Genomic DNA, 19,602 nt, shown 5'->3' with positions numbered 1-19,602 from the left:
GGCGAGAGGAGATATCAACTTATCAACAAATAACGACAAAAAGAGGATGCTCGTTTAGAGCATCCTCTTTTTAGCTATTAAGCAAATTTGTTTTTGATCCAATTCTTACCTTCTACAAGGCGAGCTGTCATTACCGCACAAGCGTTATCTGCTGTTACGTTTAACATCGTTGCAGGAGGATCAATGATTGTACTAATTGCTGCAATAATTGGTAATGCTTCTGGCGGGAAGCCGTATAGAGATACGATTAACATTTCACCAATCATACCACCGCCTGGAATAGCACCCATTACTGTTCCTACTAATAGAGAAACAACAAGTGCGATTGCTAATGTTTTCGGTCCTTCGAATTCCATGTTGAAAATACCGAATAAGAAAGCAATTTTTAATACGCCACCTAAAACAGAGCCGTCTTTATGAAGTGTAGAACCAAGAAGGACAACTGTTTCACGAACGTCTGAAGAAATACCCATTTTCTTCGTTGCTTCTAAGTTCGCTGGAATACTTGCGGCACTACTACAAGTTGCAAGTGATGTAACTGTAGGAGAGACCATGTTCTTCCAAAATACTTGTACACCTTGTTTGCGACCTGCAAGGTATGCATAGAAGGTGAAAAATACAAAGAAATAAATTAGAGAAGCTGGATAGTATACCATTGCTGCTCGGAAGTAAGTTCCAAGAAGTTGTGGTCCGAATTCACCAACTAATGCTGCAAAGTAAGCAGCAAGTCCGATTGGAGCGTAGTACATAATGAAAGATACAACCTTCATTGAAATCTCTGCACCAGCTTGTAGGAATGTAGCGAATGGCTTTCCTTTTTCACCAACTGCTGAAGTTGCAATCCCCATTAAGATAGAGAAGAAAATAAGAGCTAACATATTTTCACGAGATAGTAACTTCGAGAAGTCAGATACTGTTAAAATACCGACGATTTGATCTGCAACACTAACAGCTTTGCCGGCTTTGTCAGGTTGTGTTAGTTCTAGTACAACACCTTGTGCTGGCGGGAATACTTTCACGACAATAATCATAAAAATAGCAGCTAAAATACTTGTAAATAAGAAAGTCCCAGCCATACTAGACATAATTTTACCGAAACGTTTTAATCCATCCATATTAGCAATAGACGATGCGATGCTAAAGAACACTAGAGGTACAACAATCGTAAACATTAAGTTTAAGAAAATGTCACCAAGCGGCTTTAAAGCAACTGCATCGGCACCCATGAAATAACCAATGAAACCACCAATTAGGATAGAAGATAATAAAATAAGTGGAAAGCGATATGCCTTCATAAATATATCCTCCTATCAATTAAAAAAAATCATACTGAATCATTATAGCGAGTTAGAGTCCTCTTTACTAGGAGAATACGGATAAATGGAATAGCGTGAAAACCAAGAAATTTTTGTTTTTAAGCTCGGCATACAGCAGGAAATCTAGACATATATATTTGTAACCTAGTGGTGGCAAGGGGTGCACTGTAAGTTAGGTTTAGAAAAAGGGGGAGGGAAGCGGGATGAATATTTTACTTTGCTGTGCAGCGGGAATGTCTTCCAGTTTGATTGTTACAAAGATGGAGAAAGCAGCAGAGGCAAGAGGGATGGAGGTGAAAATCTGGGCAGTATCAGGTTCTGAAGTAAATAGTCACATTGATAAAGCTGATGTCCTTTTACTTGGACCGCAAGTACGTTATTTATTACCGAAAATGAAAGAATTATGTAAAGAGAAAGGGATACCTGTTGATGTCATTCAATCCGTTCATTACGGACTTTGTAATGGGGAAGCTATCTTGCAAGCAGCTTTGTCAATGAAACCATGAGGAGAGTGGGATAGATGATACGGTTTTTAGAGAAGTATGTAATGCCGGTAGCAGGGAAGGTTGCAGAACAGAGGCATTTACAAGCAATTCGAGATGGAATTATTTTAACGATGCCTTTCTTAATTATTGGATCGTTTTTCCTCATTATTAGTGCACTGCCGATACCGGGATATAACGAGTTTATGGCAGGTTTGTTTGGTGAGAATTGGCAGAGAGCTTTAGGGTATCCAGTTAGTGCAACTTTTAATATAATGGCTTTAATAGCTGTTTTTGGAATCGCTTACAGACTTGGGGAGTATTATAAAGTGGATGCTTTAGCATCCGGGGCATTGTCGCTTGTGACGTTTTTACTTGCGACTCCATTTCAAGTTGCATATATTATACCAAGTACAAAAGAAAGCGTACTTGTAGAAGGTGCAATCCCAGCTGCATTAATGGGAAGCCAAGGGTTATTTGTAGCAATGATTATTGCACTTATATCTACTGAACTTTATCGGTTTATTGTACAAAAAAAGATAATTATAAAGATGCCAGAGACAGTTCCACCAGCTGTCACGCGTTCATTTGCCGCACTTGTTCCAGGATTTATTGTTGTAACGGTTATTTGGATTTTGCGCTTAATTATAGAAAACACTTCTTTTGGCAGTATCCATAATATCGTAGGACAAATTTTACAGGAACCACTTAGTGTACTTGGTGCTAGTCTTTGGGGCGCAATAATAGCAGTTATTCTCGTTCATGTTCTTTGGTCTTGTGGAATTCATGGTGCTACTATTGTTGGTGGTGTAATGAGCCCTGTTTGGTTGTCGTTAATGGATCAAAACCGAGTTGCTTTTCAAGCTGGGCAAGATGTACCGAATACCATTACGGCACAGTTTTTTGACCTATGGATTTATATGGGCGGTTCTGGTGCAACGCTTGCTCTAGTTGTCGGAATGTTACTATTTGCACGAAGTCAACAATTAAAAAGTTTAGGGAGATTGTCAATTGCACCTGGTATATTTAATATTAATGAGATGGTAACTTTTGGTATGCCGATTGTGATGAACCCACTTTTACTAATTCCATTTATATTAGTTCCAGTTGTGTTAACAATTGTTTCTTACTTTGCAATGGAATGGGGATGGGTCGCACGTCCAAGTGGGGCCGCTGTACCTTGGACGACGCCTATTCTTTTTAGTGGATATTTAGGATCGGGCGGGAAAATTTCAGGTGTTATTTTGCAGCTTGTTAACTTTGCGCTAGCATTCTTCATTTATTTACCGTTCTTAAAAATATGGGATAAACAAAAATTGGCGGAAGAAAAGGGGGAGTAAAGAACTAAAATGGATACGATAGAGACGAAAGCTTTTCATTTAATCTTGCATGGAGGAAACGCGAGAAGTTGTTCAATGGAAGCAATTGATTGTGCGAGGCGTGGGGATTTTACAGGGGCAGAAGCTAAATTACAAGAAGCACTAGATGAATTAAAAGAGGCGCACCGTGTACAAACGGAGCTTATCCAGAAAGAAGCTGGTGGCGAAAAGACAGAAGTTACTCTTCTGATGGTACACGCGCAAGATCATTTAATGAATGCAATTACGGTGAAAGAATTAGCGAGTGAGTTTGTAGAGTTATATAGGAAGATGTCGGCGGATGAATGAACCTTGCTTATGCAAGGTTTTTTTATCTCGAATTAACGGGCAGTAAAACTCCGACTAATTAAAGTTTCACTTTATGTATGTGCCTGTACCATCAGTGGAATGTTCACCCCACTGATGGTATTTACAATCCTCCTTTTTCTGGATGAGTAAGAGTGAAAATTAATCAGTAGTAACGATTTCTCCTATACCACGGATTAGTTTTTTTATATGCATCTGCACCGGTTTTAATATGTTTACGATATAATCAATCGCTATTTGCGGTTCAACGGTTGTACCACAAGTATAACAGTCAATAGCTGCAAAATTTTGTTCCGGGTAAGTGTGAATGGAAAGATGACTTTCTGATAATAACACTAATACAGTAACACCATATGGCTGAAACTCTTTTTTACTTACGTTTAACACATGGGCACCAGAGTAGTTTGCAGCTGTAACTAGATGATATTCTAAAAAGTACATATCATCTAGTAGGGAACAATCTACTCCCCATAAATCTACTATTATATGCTTGCCAAAAGTAGAATATTCCATAGGGTAGCACTCCTTACTATAATATCGTTAAAACTCCATTTCCTGTTTGTAGCATTGATGTAGGATAAGATTCGATTCTGAATTTAAAGGAGCGAGGTTACGTTGTTCTACATGTTCTTCTTGAAATTGAAATAAAGGAAAAAGAAGAGCAGGCAATGTTCGAGGAGTTGGTACTACATATAATTGCTCAATTTGATTGAGTACATGTGCAGAGCTAGCCGCAATATGAAATCCCCAGTCAGTTCCGAAAGAAGGAACGATTGTATGATAACTTTTCACAGTTAATCCAGCATGTTCAATTGTGTTACCGATACTCCAGTATACAAGAGGTGCGTCCGCAGGAGAATTAGATTGGCAGACAAATGCGCCATCCTCTGTTAGGAATGTAGCTATACGAGCAAATAGTTCGCTTGTATATAAAGTACTTAATAATTCTGTCGCTGGATCAGGAAAATCAATAATGATTACATCGTATAAAGATGAAGGCGTATTTAGAAATTCTTTTGCATCGCATACGTGTACGTTCACTCGATTATCAAAAAAAGCGTTTTTGTTTAAAGATACTATTTCTGGAACATTACGTGCCATATTAATCATTGCTTCGTCTAGGTCAACAAGGTCTACATGTAGCACAGTTTCATATTTCAAAACTTCTCGTAAGGCAAGGCCATCGCCGCCACCTAATATGAGAACACGTTTTGGATCAATTACTTTTGACATAATTGGGTGTACAAGCGCTTCATGATAAATTTGCTCATCAACGGAACTAAATTGTAGTTGCTTGTCCAAGTATAAGCGAACATCATTTACTTGGACTAAATTAATATTTTGATAATTACTCTTTTCTTCAAATAACTTCGTATGTTCACCAGCTTGTATTTCCTTTAGAGAAATTTCATCCCACACATCTAAGCTGTGTGAATCTGTGGGTACTATAATTACATTTTCTGATTGTACTTGCTTATCCTGTTTGTCCTGTTTATTTTCTATTTCCTGCTCTTCTAGTTCAAACTTGTCAGAGTCTAATTCAGAACGTCTATCTTTTTTACAGCATGTTATTTTATAAATCGTCATTTTGTTCTTTTTTCTATGTTTTGGCATAGGAATCTCCTTTCAAAGTGTGTGATTTTATTCTATTTTATGTAATCTAGTAGAGTTTGCTTGGACAAAAGATAGAAGAGTGTGTTCAAGAGTATGTTGTTTTTTTACTAGATTTCTACGATAAAAAAATTTTTTAGTGTTTTTTTATGTTAAACATAACTAGACAACTAAACACTAATCTATTTTCATACAGTTATGTGTTAAAAGCGTGTTGTTTTATAACACACTGTGTGTTTTTTGAGTAACACACTAATTGAAAGCGTTAACACACAAAGAAAATGCTCGAAAAAGCACTGATTTTAGTGGTTTTAAAAAGTTGGCACGCTAATTGCATTAATAAATAGCGTAAAGAAAAATAAATAAACATAAATTTTTTATACTACACAAGGGGGATTTTCAAATGAATATTTTATTATGTTGTTCAGCAGGGATGTCTACAAGTTTACTAGTTACAAAAATGGAAGCGGCTGCAAAAGCTCGCGGTCTAGAAGGAAAGATTTGGGCTGTATCTGGGGATGCAGTAAAAACGAATATCGATCAAGCAGATGTGTTATTACTAGGACCACAAGTTCGTTACATGCTTTCTTCAATGAAAACGCTTGCTGATGAGAGAAACGTTGGAATCGATGTTATTAATCCAATGCACTACGGCATGATGAATGGAGAAGCAGTTTTAGATCACGCATTAACACTTAAAAAATAATTAGGGGGGAAGCGAAATGCAAAAGTTTATTGCATTTATGGAGAAATATATTGTTCCTGTCGCTGGTAAAATCGGATCGCAACGTCACTTAGCTGCGATCCGTGACGGATTTATTGCAGTTATGCCACTTATTTTAGTTGGTGCACTGGCATCACTAATTAATGGTTTTCCGTCTGAAGCTTTCCAAGATTTCATGAAAGGTTTGTTTGGTGAAACGTGGAAACAAGTCGGCGGTGGAATGTGGACTGGTTCTTTCGCGATTCTAGCACTAATCATAGCATTTACAACAAGTTATAACTTAGCAAAATCTTACGGCGTTGATGGTTTGTCAGCAGGTATTATTTCATTTGGTGCGTTAATTATTCTTACGCCAACAACACCGAAAGAAGGCGGATTGAACTTAGCTTGGACAGGTGCACAAGGGTTATTTGTAGCAATTATCGTGGCACTCCTTGTTACTGAAGTATTCCGTTTCTTTGTACAAAGAAACATTACTTTTAAAATGCCTGATGGAGTACCACCAGCAGTTTTAAGATCTTTCGCAGCTATAGTTCCAGCATTTGTTATCTTAACAGTAGTTGCAGGTATTCAATTAGCAGTGAAATTAGCTGGTACAAGTGTTCATGAATTTATCTTTAATACGATCCAATCACCACTACAAAGTTTAGCAGGGACATTACCAAGTGCAATTGTCATTGTACTCCTTGTTCATCTTCTTTGGTTCTTCGGCTTACATGGTCCAAATATCGTTGGTGGTATTATTGAGCCATTATATTTACCGGCATTAGAGAAAAACATGAAGTTATTCCAAGGTGGTACATCTGCATTTGATGTTCCAAACATTATTACAAAACCATTCTTTGATACTTTCGTATATCTTGGTGGTTCTGGTGCAACATTAGCATTCTTGGTAGTGGTATTACTTGTAGCAAAAAGTGCACAGTTACGCGGTGTATCTCGCTTATCAATTGGACCAGGTGCATTCAATATTAATGAACCGGTAATATTTGGTACACCAATTATTTTAAATCCAGTGTTATTCTTACCGTTTATCATAACACCAATTGTATTAGTAATTACTTCTTATACAGCTATATCTATTGGCTGGGTACCAAAAACAGTTGCGATGATCCCATGGGCAACACCACCAATTATTAGTGGTTATCTTGTAACAGGTGGACATCTTTCAGGTGCAATTCTACAGTTATTCAACTTTGTAATTGCGATGGTAATCTATTATCCATTCGTTGTATTATGTGACCGTTCAGTTGTTCGTACTGAAAAAGAAGCAGCGCAAGGAAACAACAACTCTGTACCTATGTAACATAGAGATTGTTCTCACAGACAACGGTGTCTGTGAGAACAATTACCTTTATATCATGTTCAAAAAGATGAAAAACATCTATATGAACACTAAACTATCATTAATAAATTAATACTTTAATAGACATGTTCAAACTGAAGGGGTATTTAAATCGGTTGAACCTTATAGAGAGGGCGGTAATTATGATGACTACAGCAGAACAAATTCCATTCCAATTAATTTTAAATAGTGGTAATGCACGAAGCTTTGCGATGGAGGCACTTCAATTTGCCAAACAGGGGAAAATGGCAGAAGCTGATGAAGCAATGGCAAAGGCGAAAGAAGCGATTAATGAAGCGCATCATTTCCAAACAGAGCTCATACAATCAGAAGCAAGAGGAGAAAAAACAGAGATTAGTGTTCTTTTAATTCACGCACAAGATCATTTAATGAATGCGATTACAGTGAAAGAATTAGCAGCAGAGTTTATTGACCTTTATAAAAAGTTAGAAGCGAAAGGGGAATAAAGCATGACTGGAATTAAAATTGCTACAATCGGCGGTGGATCTAGTTATACACCAGAGTTAATTGAAGGATTTATTAAACGTTATGATGAGCTTCCTGTTCGTGAAATTTGGTTAGTAGATATTGAGGCAGGAAAAGAAAAGTTAGAAATCGTTGGTAACTTAGCGAAACGTATGGTGAAAAAATCAGGTTTACCAATTGAGATACATTTAACACTTGATCGCCGTGAGGCATTAAAAGATGCTGACTTCGTAACAACACAACTTCGTGTTGGTTTATTAGAAGCACGTGCAAAAGATGAAGCAATCCCGTTAAAATATGATGTAATCGGTCAGGAAACAAATGGTCCTGGTGGTTTATTCAAAGCGTTGAGAACGATTCCTGTTATTCTAGATATTTGTAAAGACATGGAAGAGCTCTGTCCAAATGCATGGTTAATTAACTTTGCAAATCCAGCTGGTATGGTAACAGAGGCAGTTCTTCGTTATACAAATATTCAAAGAGTAGTTGGTCTATGTAACGTTCCAATCGGAATCCGCATGGGTCTTGCAAGATTACTTGAAGTAGATGCGAGTCGTGTCCACGTTGATTTCGCAGGTTTAAATCATATGGTATACGGACTAGATGTATACTTAGATGGCGTAAGTGTAATGGACCGTGTGTTAGAGCTTGTAACAGATCCAGAAAAGCAAATTACGATGGAAAATATCGCAGCGCTTAACTGGGAACCAGACTTTATTCGAGGACTTCGTGCGATTCCTTGTCCATACCATCGTTACTACTACAAAACACGTGAAATGTTAGAAGAAGAAAAAGAAGCTTCTGTTGAAAAAGGTACACGTGCAGAAGTAGTAAAACAATTAGAAAATGATTTATTCGAGTTATATAAAGACCCGAACTTAGATATTAAACCACCACAATTAGAAAAACGTGGCGGCGCTTATTATAGTGACGCAGCATGTAGTTTAATTACGTCTATTTACAATAATAAAGGTGATATCCAGCCTGTTAATACACGAAACAACGGAACAATTGCAAGCTTACCACATGATTCTGCTGTTGAAGTGAACTGTATTATTACGAAAGAAGGTCCAAAACCAATTGCAGTGGGAGATCTTCCAGTACCAGTTCGCGGTTTAGTACAACAAATTAAATCATTCGAGCGCACAACAATTGAAGCTGCTGTTACAGGGGATTATCATAAGGCGCTGCTTGCTATGACAATCAATCCACTTGTACCATCAGATAAAGTTGCAAAACAAATTTTAGATGAAATGTTGGAAGCACATAAAGAGTATCTTCCACAGTTCTTTAAAAAGGTAGAGAAGTAAAAGCGGCGCTATTTAGCCCGCTTTTTTTATTCTATTAGGAGGTATTATGATGATTAAGTTAATTGTAAATGCAGATGATTTCGGTCTTACAGAGGGTACAAATTACGGCATTATTGATGGGCATATAAATGGACTTGTAAATTCAACGACGATGATGATGAATATGCCAGGAACAGAGCATGCGGTACGCTTAGCGAAAGAGCACAACCTACTCGGAGTAGGCGTACATCTCGTATTAACAGCAGGGGAACCACTTCTTGGAGACGTACCATCACTTGTAGGTAGCGACGGATCGTTTCATAAACAAAGTGTTGTAAGGGAAGGGAATATAAATCCAGAAGAAGTTGAGAGAGAATGGACTGCTCAAATTGAGAAGTTTTTATCTTACGGATTAACACCAACTCATTTAGATAGTCATCATCATGTGCATGGTTTACCGATTTTACATGATGTTCTTGAGAGATTAGCGGCTAAATATAATGTTCCGATTCGTCGTTGTGAGGAAGATAGAGCGGTGCATCCATTTTCTGATGTGTTTTACAGTGACTTTTATGCGGATGGTGTGACGGAAGATTACTTTGTGAAGTTAAAAGAAAGAGTACAAGGTGAACAAACGGTAGAAATTATGGTTCATCCAGCTTATATTGATCCAGAGCTTGTGAAGCGTTCTTCTTACGTAATGGATCGTGTGAAGGAATTGCGTATTTTAACAGAGAGCAAGTTGCCAGAAGGAGTAGAGCTTGTGAAGTTTTAATAGAAAAACGACGGCTACATCATGCCGTCGTTTTTTATTTATAAAATGGATAGAGCATATCCGCCAAATGCTCCCAGTATAACGATAACCCAAGGTGGTGTTTTCCAAAAAGCTAGTAAGCAAAAAAGAAGCGAAGCGAAAACGAAATCTGAAGCATTTATAACTGTACTCGTCCAAATGGGATCGTAAAAAGCGGCAATTAAAATACCGACAACAGCGGCATTGACTCCAAGTAGTGCGCCTTGTATGAATGATATTTTTCTCACGCTGTTCCAAAATGGTAAAACACCAATAACGAGTAAGAAAGCAGGGAGGAAAATCGCAATTGTTGCGAGTATTGTCCCAAGCGTCCCGTTTAACACTGCTCCTATATAAGAGGCGAATGTAAATAGTGGTCCTGGTACTGCTTGTGTTAATCCGTATCCAGCTAGGAACTGTTCTTTCGTCATCATGCCGTTTTGTACAAACTCACCTTCAAGAAGGGGCAGCACGACGTGTCCTCCTCCAAATACAAGTGCGCCAGAGCGATAGAAACTATCAAATAAAGCGATGTAATAAGAGAACGGTCTTAATATTGGTAGCAGTAGTAATAGTCCAAAGAATAAGACGAGACAAGAAACTGCTATCTTTTTTGAAATAGGTACTTTTATATGCTGAGATTGGCTAATTGGTTGGTTGCGATATAAAAACCAGCCGATAAAGCCACATATTATAATGAGGATCACTTGCGTCCAGCTACTTGGCCATAATAAGGCGATTGCGGTAGTTACAATCGCAATCGTCGCACGGTTGCGATCTGGAGTTAACTTTTGCGCCATTCCCCATATTGCATGAGCGACAATTGCGACTGCTACAAGTTTGAGTCCATGAATCCATCCTGTACTTCCAATTTCGAATTGAGTAAGGAATGAAGCAAAAAAGACTAAAACGAGAACAGATGGAAGGGTGAAACCAATCCAAGAGGTAATTGCTCCTAAAAGCCCGCCCCTTAATAATCCAACTCCCATACCGACTTGACTGCTAGCGGGTCCAGGAAGGAATTGACACAGTGCTACTAAGTCTCCATAACTTTTTTCATCCATCCATTTTCTTTTTTGCACGTATTCGTGGTGGAAATAACCAAGATGAGCGACAGGACCGCCGAATGAAGTAAGTCCTAATTTAAATGAGACGAGAAAAATCTCTAATAATATTTGAAAAGTGTATTTGTTAGTTTTCAATGGAACCCCCCATAATGTTTTTTCTATGTGCATTATACAAGAGACTGTAAATCTAAAGGAACAATTTCAATGTAAAGATTTTGTGAATCTTTTCTTTGTAATTAAAATTGAAAAAGTCATAAATGATTATGTCTAAACCATAAAGTAGTAGAAGTAGTGCTGGGAAATTTATATAAGGAGAATGCCTTATGACAACACATTTCTTTGCCAGGTTAACAGGTAAGAGGGAAGTGCCTCCTGTAAATACAGAAGCTTTTGGGGTAGCAGAGTTTATTTTTAGTGATGATTTAACGAAATTGCATTACAGAGTCATACTAAAAAATATAGAAAAGGTTACATCGTGTCAAATTCATTTAGGAAAGTCTACTCAAATTGGTCCTGTTGTTTTATATTTGTATGGTCCACTGGAGCAAGGGATTAGCTTGAACGAGGGAAGTATTACTGGTGTAGTGAATGTGGAGGATTTTGAGGGACCTTTACAAGGGAAATCATTTGTACATTTACTTCAAGAAATTATTCAAGCAAATGTATATGTTAATGTTCATACGAAATCACAAAAAAGAGGAGAAATAAGAGGGCGAGTTAGAAAAGTAAAGAAGTAGAGGAAAAGGCTGTCCATATGTTGGAACAGCCTTTTCTCATTATATAAGGTGCTAGTTTTAGCGATTATTGTGGGTAAATCGATATATTTTGAAAATCGCTGATATAATCTGAGTTACGCCGATATATTTCAATAATCGCTGATATAACTTGCGTGACGGTCGATATATTTAAAAACTGCCTCGATTAATTTTTCACAGGTTGATTTTTAATAAAGAAGTCCATAACGTAAAATACTTCGTCATCTGGTATTTGTATTTCAAATGTATTTTCAATTGGTTGCAATGCTTTTTTTACTTTCATATACATCCAGTATTCATCTTGTCTTCTTTTCTCTTTATCAGGATGAGGAAGAAGGCTTTCTCCTTTTTGAAGACGGTCAACCATACAGCTCATATGCAGAATAACACCCATTAAGCTATCAGGAGTTAGCTGTAAGGAAATTAATTCTTGGATTGTATTTAATGCGTAACGAATTGTTTTGATCAGTAATGCCCCATCGTTACGCTGCATTTGTTGTTCAAGAATATCCGCCATTTTTGCATATGTTTCTTCATACGTAATTAATTCTTGAATGGGCTGAATTGCTGTGTAGTTTACGATGTCTTGGAAATGATATGTTAAGCATGGTACTTGCACATCGAAATTCGTGACGATACAAATGATGTTACGCTCTTTTTTTATGTTCTCGATCATTTTCGTTAAATCTTTTTCATGGACGATACTAATCGGAATAATTTCAATTAAGTCTTTATCAAATCGTAAATAGTTCTCTAACATTTTTTGAATAGCTAAAGCACTTCCTTCACCAGTTAAACAAGCTGTTAAAATAACAGATTTCATTGGAGAGAGAGGTTTTTTCTTTTCTTCTTGTACGTTTAAGTAAAACGGTGTTAAATTTTTTACTGTTTCATATAGCGCATCTAATGAATAACCGAGCTGAGCTTTTCGAGCTGCTTCTAGTGCATGTGGTGTGCTCGTCATCGAGAGAACACGTACAGGAATTTTGAACTCCGTTTCTAATATGTCACCGATATAAGCAAGTGACCCCATATCAACAAGTAAGAGAAGCCCATTTACATTTTGTAGTGTTTTCATATACACTTTTACACGCTCTAAGAAATCTTTCGGTGATTCGTGTAACGGCATATCAATACCGGTTACTTCCTCAATGCCGAGAAGTTCGTTTGCAACGTTTGCCATTTCAGTTGCGATGCCATTACCGTGTGCTAATATTAATACTTTTACTTCTGTTTGTGAGGCAGGAATTGGATCAACAACGAAGAACATTGTTAAAAAGCCAGCTTCATCAATAGGCATTGTTATTTGTAATTCTTCTTCCAGTAGTTGAATGCCTTGCATAGCGACGGAAAAGGCTTCTTTATATTTCGTACGAATTTGATTTAATTGCGGGTGATGTATTTGTTTTCCACTTTGTAAACGTTGTAGAGTTGTCTGTACATGTAAGCTTAAAGCGAGAAATACTTTTTCATCAAATGTCTTAGATAAATGCTTTTCAGCAAGTTCCGCTATTTTTTCACATACGGAAACGATATTACGATCCACAATTTTAAAAACATTTTCATGGCTTGTTTTTTTTGATATTTGGTTAAAATATTGTACGAAAAAGCTTTGAACATCATTTTCTATTAGTAATTCTAATTCTTCCTCTTCAATACCACGTGCTTGAAGTTCTTCGTATTTATAATCAATATAATCATAAATAGAAGAGCGTTTTTCATCTTCTGTTTTATGATTACTCCAACCTTCATCACCTGTAAATACAAATGTTTCATTTGGTATTTGGTATAAGTGACGGCTCTTTCTTTCAATGAACAGCCCTTCTTTCATATACCAAGGTAAGTCTGTACTTGAAACATAGACAGAATCACGTTTCTTTGTCACGAAGTCAGAATAGGCTTTCGCACAGGCGATTTGTACATCCGTTTTTAATTGACCGATGTTATTGGGACAATTATAAAAGACGAAAGCACGCATTGCATTTGGGCTAACATGAATTTCTTTTCGCAGACGAATTGCTTCATTTGTGAAAAATAGCTGTAGTAAAGCAAAGCGCTCTTTATGTGTACGCTCACGAAGTGGTGGCAGCGTAACAGTCATCGGTATACGTCTTGTAAATGTTTTTAATAAAAATGAATTTGGTTCTTCTGTTGTTGCAGTAATGATTAATACTTGTGCTTTACGTTCGTTTTCTGTTTCTCCAAGGCGGCGGTATACTCCGCGGTCAATAAAGGTGAAGAGCATTTCTTGTCCCTCTGGAGGCAGACGATGTACTTCATCTAAGAAAAGAATCCCTTCATGAGCTTTTTCAATTAATCCTTTTTGATCACTCGCACCTGTGTAAGCCCCTTTTTTAATCCCAAATAACTGTCCGAGTAGTAGTTGTGGATTGTTTGCGTAATCAGCACAGTTAAAGACAATAAATGGTGCATTTTTGGGAAGCTGTTCAACTTCAATTGCATATTCGTGCATTAAAGAAGCAAACATAGACTTTCCGACCCCTGTTTCTCCTAGTAGTAAAGTATGCATACCGTTTGGAGGGTAGAGAATAGAAGCTTTCGCTTTTTCAATTGCGATTTTAAGGCTCGTATTTTCAATTGCAAATGTATCTAATGAAGTTACTTCTTTTGAATGCGTTTCCAACGAAGTGTTCGTTTCGATATAAAAACGAACAGGACGCGTATTTGTTTTTAATAAACGTTTATCTTTTACAAGTTTGTTTAAGTCGCTACTTACATTAGCGCGATCTAGTTGCAGAAATGTAGCGAGTTCTGACGCGGTTACACCTTCTGTATAATTGCCTTCTTGTATTGCATTAAAAATGAGATCTATTCGTTTCATTTCTATTCACCTCGAAACTTCATCACTATTTAAAATTTTACACAAAAATGGGAAGGGTGGGAAGAGAAAAATAAAACAGCTTTAGCATATAGGCACTAAAGCTGTTACAATCTTGTGTCTTTCCAAAAGTTTACTTCGAGATGGGAAGATGGATTATAGGGAAGAAGTTTGTATCCTTGTGACTGTAAGTAATCAATTACTTGTGGCAGTATTTGTACGGTTACACTCGAATCATGCATTAAAATTACTTCGATTTGTTCATCGCTCTGATTACGTACTCTTTCTAGTATGGCAGAAGGATTGTCATAGCTTTTCCAGTCGTATGTATCGATTGTCCAATCCCACATTTTATAATGGGCTGATACAAGTGCATCACGGTAATTCTTTTTTAAGTAAGGCATGCTACCATACGGGACACGAACGAGATGTGTATTTAATTTTGTAACTTGCTGGACAATGTTTTGTGTTTGTTCCATTTCTGTAATTAAAGCAGATGGATCGCCAGTGTAAAGGCGTTTTACATCGTGTGACATACTGTGAAGTCCGATATAATGTCCGTCTTTAATCAATCGTTGCATTGTCTTTTTGTAATGTGGTACTTTTCCACCAATAACAAAGAAAGTTGCTTTTCCGTTCTTTTCTTTTAAGATGTTTAAAATTTGTGTAGTATATTTGTTTGGCCCGTCATCAAATGTTAAGTACGCAATTTTTTGTGTAGGAGAGTTCGTTTCAGTATTTGGATAATGTTCAGCAGGAATAACAGTTGTTGCTTCAGTATTAGATGATGCGTACATAGTAATTGTTAAGAATAAAATAATACATTGAAATACTCGCTTGATCATAACATTCACCCTCAGTTTGACAATCAAGATGTAAAAAAGAAAACTTGATACGTTTCTTATTATGTATATCTTTCTCCAATAGAGGAACTCTCAAACAATCTATATTTTGGAAATATAAAATAAGGAATAAAAAATAGCATCCTCTTGTAAGAAAGAGGATGCTATTTGAATATTTCATAATGGTAAAGGCTATACTACAATTAGTCTTCGCGTTTTTTCACTTTTTTATAAAAGGAAATAAGTGGTTTGTAACGTTCATGTACAAGCCCGATTATTTCAGCAATAATTTCTGTGAAGAAAATCAAAGCGAAAAGAAGAATAATGGATAACCATAACGTTGCACTAGTGAAAATAATGGCATTTACACTAAAGAAAATACCGAATGCGTATATAATTAGTACCGTTTTACGATGAGAGAATCCCATTGCAAGTAAGCGGTGATGTAAATGCGATTTATCTGGTGCTGAAATAGGTTTTTTATTTACGATACGACGGATGATTGCAAATATCGTATCAAATATAGGTACACCTAAAATGATAATTGGAACGATAAAACTGAATAACGTTACACTTTTGTATAATCCAAGTAACGATATAACAGAAATACAGTATCCTAAAAATAGTGCTCCTGTATCTCCCATGAAAATTTTTGCTGGATGGAAGTTGAAGAATAAAAATCCAATTGTACTTGCTAATATAATTAATGCGAGTGGCAAGATAATAGCTGTTCCAGTACCCCATGGGCTAGTGAAGGCCATATATGCTAGCGTTGCAAGTACGATAGATGAAATACCAGCAGATAATCCATCTAAGCCGTCAATTAAGTTGATTGCATTCGTAATACCTACAAGCCAAAATACTGTAATTGGATAAGCAAGCCATCCAAGTTCAGTATCCCCAAGGAATGGGATATATAATACTTGCACTAATAATCCACTTTTTACAATCATAATGGCAACTAACAGTTGTCCACCGAATTTTACTTTCGCAGATAACTCGTACATATCATCTAAAATTCCGATGATTACAATGATAATTGCACCTAGTGTTATCGATAACATTCTTTGCTCATATAAGCCGCCGACAACAAATCCTACAGCTACACCAATAAATATTGCTAACCCGCCAAGACGAGGCATAATTTTTTGGTGCACTTTACGTGCGTTTGGCTTATCTGTCGCTCCTATTTTAAAAGCTAATTTAATAACTAAAGGAGTAACGACGAGTACAGTGATGAAAGATGCCAAAATGGCATAAATCACTTGTGAGTCCATTAATACCCCACCCTTTATATTCTAACGTAATTTTTTTTTTGAAAATATATTTATCTGAAAATTATGATGTTTATTTACAGGCTCATAACATATGGTATCACAAAAAGATTAGAATTCAATCTTTTTTTCTCTTTACGGTTAATGGAAGCGGATAGAATATATGACAATTGTATATAGAATGTTGCATCATATGAGAAGGTTAATCGTACTGGACTTTGGAATATGACATTTCCTCTTTTTCTTCGATAGTGAATACTTTTAGTTCAGTATTATAAGTGTTACACGTAGAAATGAGTAAGTTTCATGTTAAAATGTGGGAATTTATCTCGCATCAACTAGTAGCCCCATTCCTACTAATTAAAGTTTCACTTTATATTATAGTGCATTTAATTTTACAAAAACTTTAAAAAGAATGAGGGAAGTAATTCATATAATGAAGAAAGAAAAGGGTTTTCTCATTTTTAATGTGAGAGGGGGAAGCACAGGGAGAATTCTGTATTTCATATCTTTTCTATTGTAAATTCCTGTGCGAAAAGGAAATGAAAATTACGATAATAGGTACTGGATATGTTGGATTGATTACAGGAGTAGGATTGGCAAAGTTGGGGCATTCAGTTACATGTTTTGATATAGATGATGAAAAAATTGAACGGATAAAACAAGGGGATTTACCTATTTATGAGGTTAGATTACATGAATTAATAAATCATGCATATGAGAATAATGCTTTAACTTTTACATCAAATAAAGAAGAGGCATTTGATGATGTAGAGTTTATATTTATTGCAGTTGGAACCCCATCTTTATTAGATGGGACGGCGGATTTAACGTATATTCAGAGTGCTTGTAACGATATTGGATTATATGCGACGAACGATATTATTGTTGTTACGAAAAGTACAGTTCCAGTAGGTACAAATGATGTAATGAAGGGATGGATTGAGGAGAAGTTAAAAGGGAGGCATACAGTACATATCGTATCGAATCCAGAGTTTTTGCGTGAAGGTTCAGGTATTTATGATTTCTTTCATGGAGATCGTATTGTAATTGGAGCTGATAGTGAGGAAGTAGCAAGAAGAGTAGAGAGTTTGTATAGTAAATTATGCTTAGAAACGTATGTTACAGATATTAAAAGTGCAGAGATGATTAAATACGCGTCGAATGCCTTTTTAGCTACAAAGATTAGTTTCATTAATGAAATTTCAAATATATGTGAGAAGGTAGGCGCAAATGTATTGGATGTTGCCAAAGGAATGGGAATGGATAAGAGGATTGGTGCATCTTTTTTAAATGCAGGTATTGGATACGGGGGATCATGTTTTCCAAAAGATACGAAAGCGCTGGTGCAAATTGCGGGAAATGTTGCTCATGATTTTCGTTTGTTAAAAGCGGTTATTGAAGTAAATAATAAGCAACAGCTGCTATTGATTGAAAAAGCGAAAAAAGTTATGAACATGAATAAAAAGCGGATTGCAGTTCTTGGCGCGTCATTTAAACCGAATACGGATGATATTAGAGAGGCATCATCTCTTACTATAATAGAAGCATTGCTTAATATAGGTGCAGAAATTGTTCTGTACGACCCAAAAGCAATTCAATATGTGAAAAATATATTTGGAGATGCTATACAATATAGTAGATGTATAGATGAATCGATTAGAGATGCGAGTGCGGTTTTTATCGTAACAGAATGGGAAGCTATTCAAGCTTATCCGTTAGAAAAGTACGTACAACTTATGAGAGAGCCTATTTTATTTGATGGGAGAAATTGTTATACTGATGAAGATGTTAAGAAACAAAAGATAGATTATTATTCGGTTGGAAGAAAAAGTATTTGTAATAGACATGTTTCTATTATGCGTTAAAAAGGGATGTACTCATGCATATTTTTATATGTCATAATAGAAGCTGTAATTAGTGAAAGAAAAGAGGCAATCATATGACTGAACGTTTAAAAGTAATGACAATTTTCGGGACACGTCCAGAAGCAATTAAAATGGCACCTCTTGTATTAGAGTTGCAAAAACAACCAGAAAAAATTGAATCGATTGTAACTGTAACAGCACAGCATCGCCAAATGTTAGATCAAGTATTAAATATCTTTGGAATTACGCCAGATTTCGATTTAAATATCATGAAAGACCGCCAAACTTTAATTGATGTTACAACGCGTGGTTTAGAAGGTTTGGATAAAGTAATGAAAGAAGCGAAGCCGGATATTGTACTTGTACATGGTGATACAACAACAACATTTATTGCAAGCTTAGCTGCTTTTTATAATCAAATTCCAGTAGGTCATGTTGAGGCGGGACTTCGCACGTGGGATAAGTATTCTCCATACCCAGAAGAGATGAATCGTCAATTAACAGGTGTAATGGCGGATCTTCATTTCTCACCAACAGCAAAATCAGCAACGAACTTACAGAAGGAAAATAAAGATGAGTCACGTATTTTCATCACAGGAAATACAGCGATTGACGCGCTACAAACGACTGTAAAAGAAACATATAGTCATCCTGTACTAGAGAAACTTGGAAATGATCGTCTTGTACTTATGACAGCTCACCGTCGTGAAAACTTAGGTGAACCTATGCGTAATATGTTCCGTGCAATTAAGCGTCTTGTTGATAAGCATGAAGATGTACAAGTTGTGTACCCTGTTCATATGAACCCTGTTGTTCGTGAAATAGCAAATGAAATTTTAGGTGAACATAATCGTATTCATTTAATTGAGCCGCTAGATGTAATTGATTTCCACAATGTTGCAGCTCGTTCATACTTAATGTTAACGGATTCTGGTGGTGTACAAGAAGAAGCTCCATCACTTGGGGTACCAGTTCTTGTTCTTCGTGATACAACAGAGCGCCCTGAAGGTATTGAAGCAGGTACGCTGAAATTAGCAGGAACAGACGAAGAGACAATCTTTGGTCTTGCTGATGAGTTGTTATCAGATAAAGAAGCTCATGATAAGATGGCGAAAGCATCTAACCCTTACGGTGATGGTCGTGCATCAGAGCGCATTGTAGAAGCGATTTTACAACATTTTAATAAGTAAATAAAAAAGGCCCAATCGGATAGATTGGGCCTTTTT

18 protein-coding genes are annotated in these 19,602 nt (G+C 36.5%); 11 read left to right on the top strand and 7 right to left on the bottom strand.

Annotation, left to right across the window (positions count from 1 at the left end; all coding sequences use genetic code 11):
- Positions 1-77: 77 nt before the first annotated feature.
- Complete coding sequence (locus AC241_RS25860; RefSeq protein ID WP_000649376.1) at positions 78-1,295, bottom strand: dicarboxylate/amino acid:cation symporter; 1,218 nt, start codon at positions 1,293-1,295, stop codon at positions 78-80.
- A 224-nt stretch (positions 1,296-1,519) separates the two neighbouring features.
- Between AC241_RS25860 and AC241_RS25855 the strand changes: the two genes are divergently transcribed.
- The 3 genes from AC241_RS25855 to AC241_RS25845 are packed head-to-tail and all read left to right on the top strand — an operon-like array spanning position 1,520 to position 3,465.
- Positions 1,520-1,822, top strand: a complete 303-nt coding sequence (locus AC241_RS25855; RefSeq protein ID WP_043935830.1) for a PTS sugar transporter subunit IIB — start codon at positions 1,520-1,522, stop codon at positions 1,820-1,822.
- A gap of 14 nt (positions 1,823-1,836) precedes the next feature.
- Positions 1,837-3,138: a PTS cellobiose transporter subunit IIC gene (gene celB / locus AC241_RS25850; protein ID WP_000617789.1), complete on the top strand. Its 1,302-nt coding sequence runs from the start codon at positions 1,837-1,839 to the stop codon at positions 3,136-3,138.
- Between the two features lie 9 nt (positions 3,139-3,147).
- Positions 3,148-3,465: a PTS lactose/cellobiose transporter subunit IIA gene (locus tag AC241_RS25845; RefSeq protein ID WP_050844724.1), complete on the top strand. Its 318-nt coding sequence runs from the start codon at positions 3,148-3,150 to the stop codon at positions 3,463-3,465.
- Between the two features lie 159 nt (positions 3,466-3,624).
- Here AC241_RS25845 and speD read toward each other — a convergent pair whose 3' ends face one another.
- Complete coding sequence (gene speD / locus AC241_RS25840; protein WP_029443617.1) at positions 3,625-3,996, bottom strand: adenosylmethionine decarboxylase; 372 nt, start codon at positions 3,994-3,996, stop codon at positions 3,625-3,627.
- A gap of 27 nt (positions 3,997-4,023) precedes the next feature.
- The gene (locus tag AC241_RS25835; protein ID WP_050844723.1) at positions 4,024-5,097 is read right to left on the bottom strand and encodes a polyamine aminopropyltransferase; all 1,074 of its coding nucleotides are present in this window, start codon (positions 5,095-5,097) and stop codon (positions 4,024-4,026) included.
- Positions 5,098-5,497: 400 nt separating this feature from the next.
- Between AC241_RS25835 and AC241_RS25830 the strand changes: the two genes are divergently transcribed.
- The 5 genes from AC241_RS25830 to chbG all read left to right on the top strand — a co-directional run bounded on the left by AC241_RS25830 (position 5,498) and on the right by chbG (position 9,713).
- A complete protein-coding gene (locus AC241_RS25830; protein ID WP_001023569.1) occupies positions 5,498-5,800 on the top strand; it encodes a PTS sugar transporter subunit IIB in 303 nt (100 codons plus the stop codon).
- Between the two features lie 16 nt (positions 5,801-5,816).
- Positions 5,817-7,124 (top strand): PTS cellobiose transporter subunit IIC, encoded by a 1,308-nt coding sequence (gene celB, locus AC241_RS25825; RefSeq protein ID WP_001168820.1) that lies wholly within the window; start codon positions 5,817-5,819, stop codon positions 7,122-7,124.
- A 182-nt stretch (positions 7,125-7,306) separates the two neighbouring features.
- Positions 7,307-7,630, top strand: a complete 324-nt coding sequence (locus AC241_RS25820) for a PTS lactose/cellobiose transporter subunit IIA (protein ID WP_000989047.1) — start codon at positions 7,307-7,309, stop codon at positions 7,628-7,630.
- Between the two features lie 3 nt (positions 7,631-7,633).
- Complete coding sequence (gene celF / locus AC241_RS25815) at positions 7,634-8,959, top strand: 6-phospho-beta-glucosidase (RefSeq protein WP_000145741.1); 1,326 nt, start codon at positions 7,634-7,636, stop codon at positions 8,957-8,959.
- Positions 8,960-9,008: 49 nt separating this feature from the next.
- Positions 9,009-9,713 carry a chitin disaccharide deacetylase gene (chbG, locus tag AC241_RS25810; protein ID WP_050844722.1) on the top strand — a complete coding sequence of 235 codons (705 nt, stop codon included), beginning with the start codon at positions 9,009-9,011 and terminating at the stop codon, positions 9,711-9,713.
- A gap of 38 nt (positions 9,714-9,751) precedes the next feature.
- On the opposite strand, the gene AC241_RS25805 is transcribed toward chbG, so the two are convergent.
- On the bottom strand, positions 9,752-10,933 hold the full coding sequence (locus tag AC241_RS25805) for a chromate transporter (RefSeq protein WP_050844721.1): 1,182 nt from the start codon (positions 10,931-10,933) through the stop codon (positions 9,752-9,754).
- A gap of 188 nt (positions 10,934-11,121) precedes the next feature.
- Here AC241_RS25805 and exsM point away from each other — a divergent pair, with 188 nt between their 5' ends.
- Positions 11,122-11,535 carry an exosporium regulatory protein ExsM gene (exsM, locus tag AC241_RS25800; protein WP_000207046.1) on the top strand — a complete coding sequence of 138 codons (414 nt, stop codon included), beginning with the start codon at positions 11,122-11,124 and terminating at the stop codon, positions 11,533-11,535.
- 184 nt (positions 11,536-11,719) lie between these two features.
- Here the strand turns inward: exsM and AC241_RS25795 are convergent, their stop codons facing one another.
- From AC241_RS25795 to AC241_RS25785, 3 genes are all read right to left on the bottom strand, one after another.
- Positions 11,720-14,395: a sigma-54-dependent transcriptional regulator gene (locus tag AC241_RS25795; protein ID WP_016079723.1), complete on the bottom strand. Its 2,676-nt coding sequence runs from the start codon at positions 14,393-14,395 to the stop codon at positions 11,720-11,722.
- A 104-nt stretch (positions 14,396-14,499) separates the two neighbouring features.
- Positions 14,500-15,237 (bottom strand): polysaccharide deacetylase family protein, encoded by a 738-nt coding sequence (locus AC241_RS25790; protein ID WP_050844720.1) that lies wholly within the window; start codon positions 15,235-15,237, stop codon positions 14,500-14,502.
- Positions 15,238-15,437: 200 nt separating this feature from the next.
- Positions 15,438-16,511 (bottom strand): UDP-N-acetylglucosamine--undecaprenyl-phosphate N-acetylglucosaminephosphotransferase TagO, encoded by a 1,074-nt coding sequence (locus tag AC241_RS25785; protein WP_000378306.1) that lies wholly within the window; start codon positions 16,509-16,511, stop codon positions 15,438-15,440.
- 539 nt (positions 16,512-17,050) lie between these two features.
- On the opposite strand from AC241_RS25785, the gene AC241_RS25780 reads away from it, so the two are divergent.
- Positions 17,051-18,376, top strand: coding sequence for a UDP-glucose dehydrogenase family protein (locus AC241_RS25780; protein WP_050844719.1), 1,326 nt, complete (start codon positions 17,051-17,053; stop codon positions 18,374-18,376).
- Positions 18,377-18,450: 74 nt separating this feature from the next.
- A complete protein-coding gene (gene wecB, locus AC241_RS25775) occupies positions 18,451-19,566 on the top strand; it encodes a non-hydrolyzing UDP-N-acetylglucosamine 2-epimerase (protein WP_043935821.1) in 1,116 nt (371 codons plus the stop codon).
- Positions 19,567-19,602 lie beyond the last annotated feature (36 nt).

This window comes from Bacillus thuringiensis, assembly GCF_001182785.1.
Lineage (GTDB): Bacteria > Bacillota > Bacilli > Bacillales > Bacillaceae_G > Bacillus_A > Bacillus_A thuringiensis_S.
Note: the sequence above shows the minus strand (reverse complement) of the source record. Positions and strands in the feature narration are given on the sequence as shown.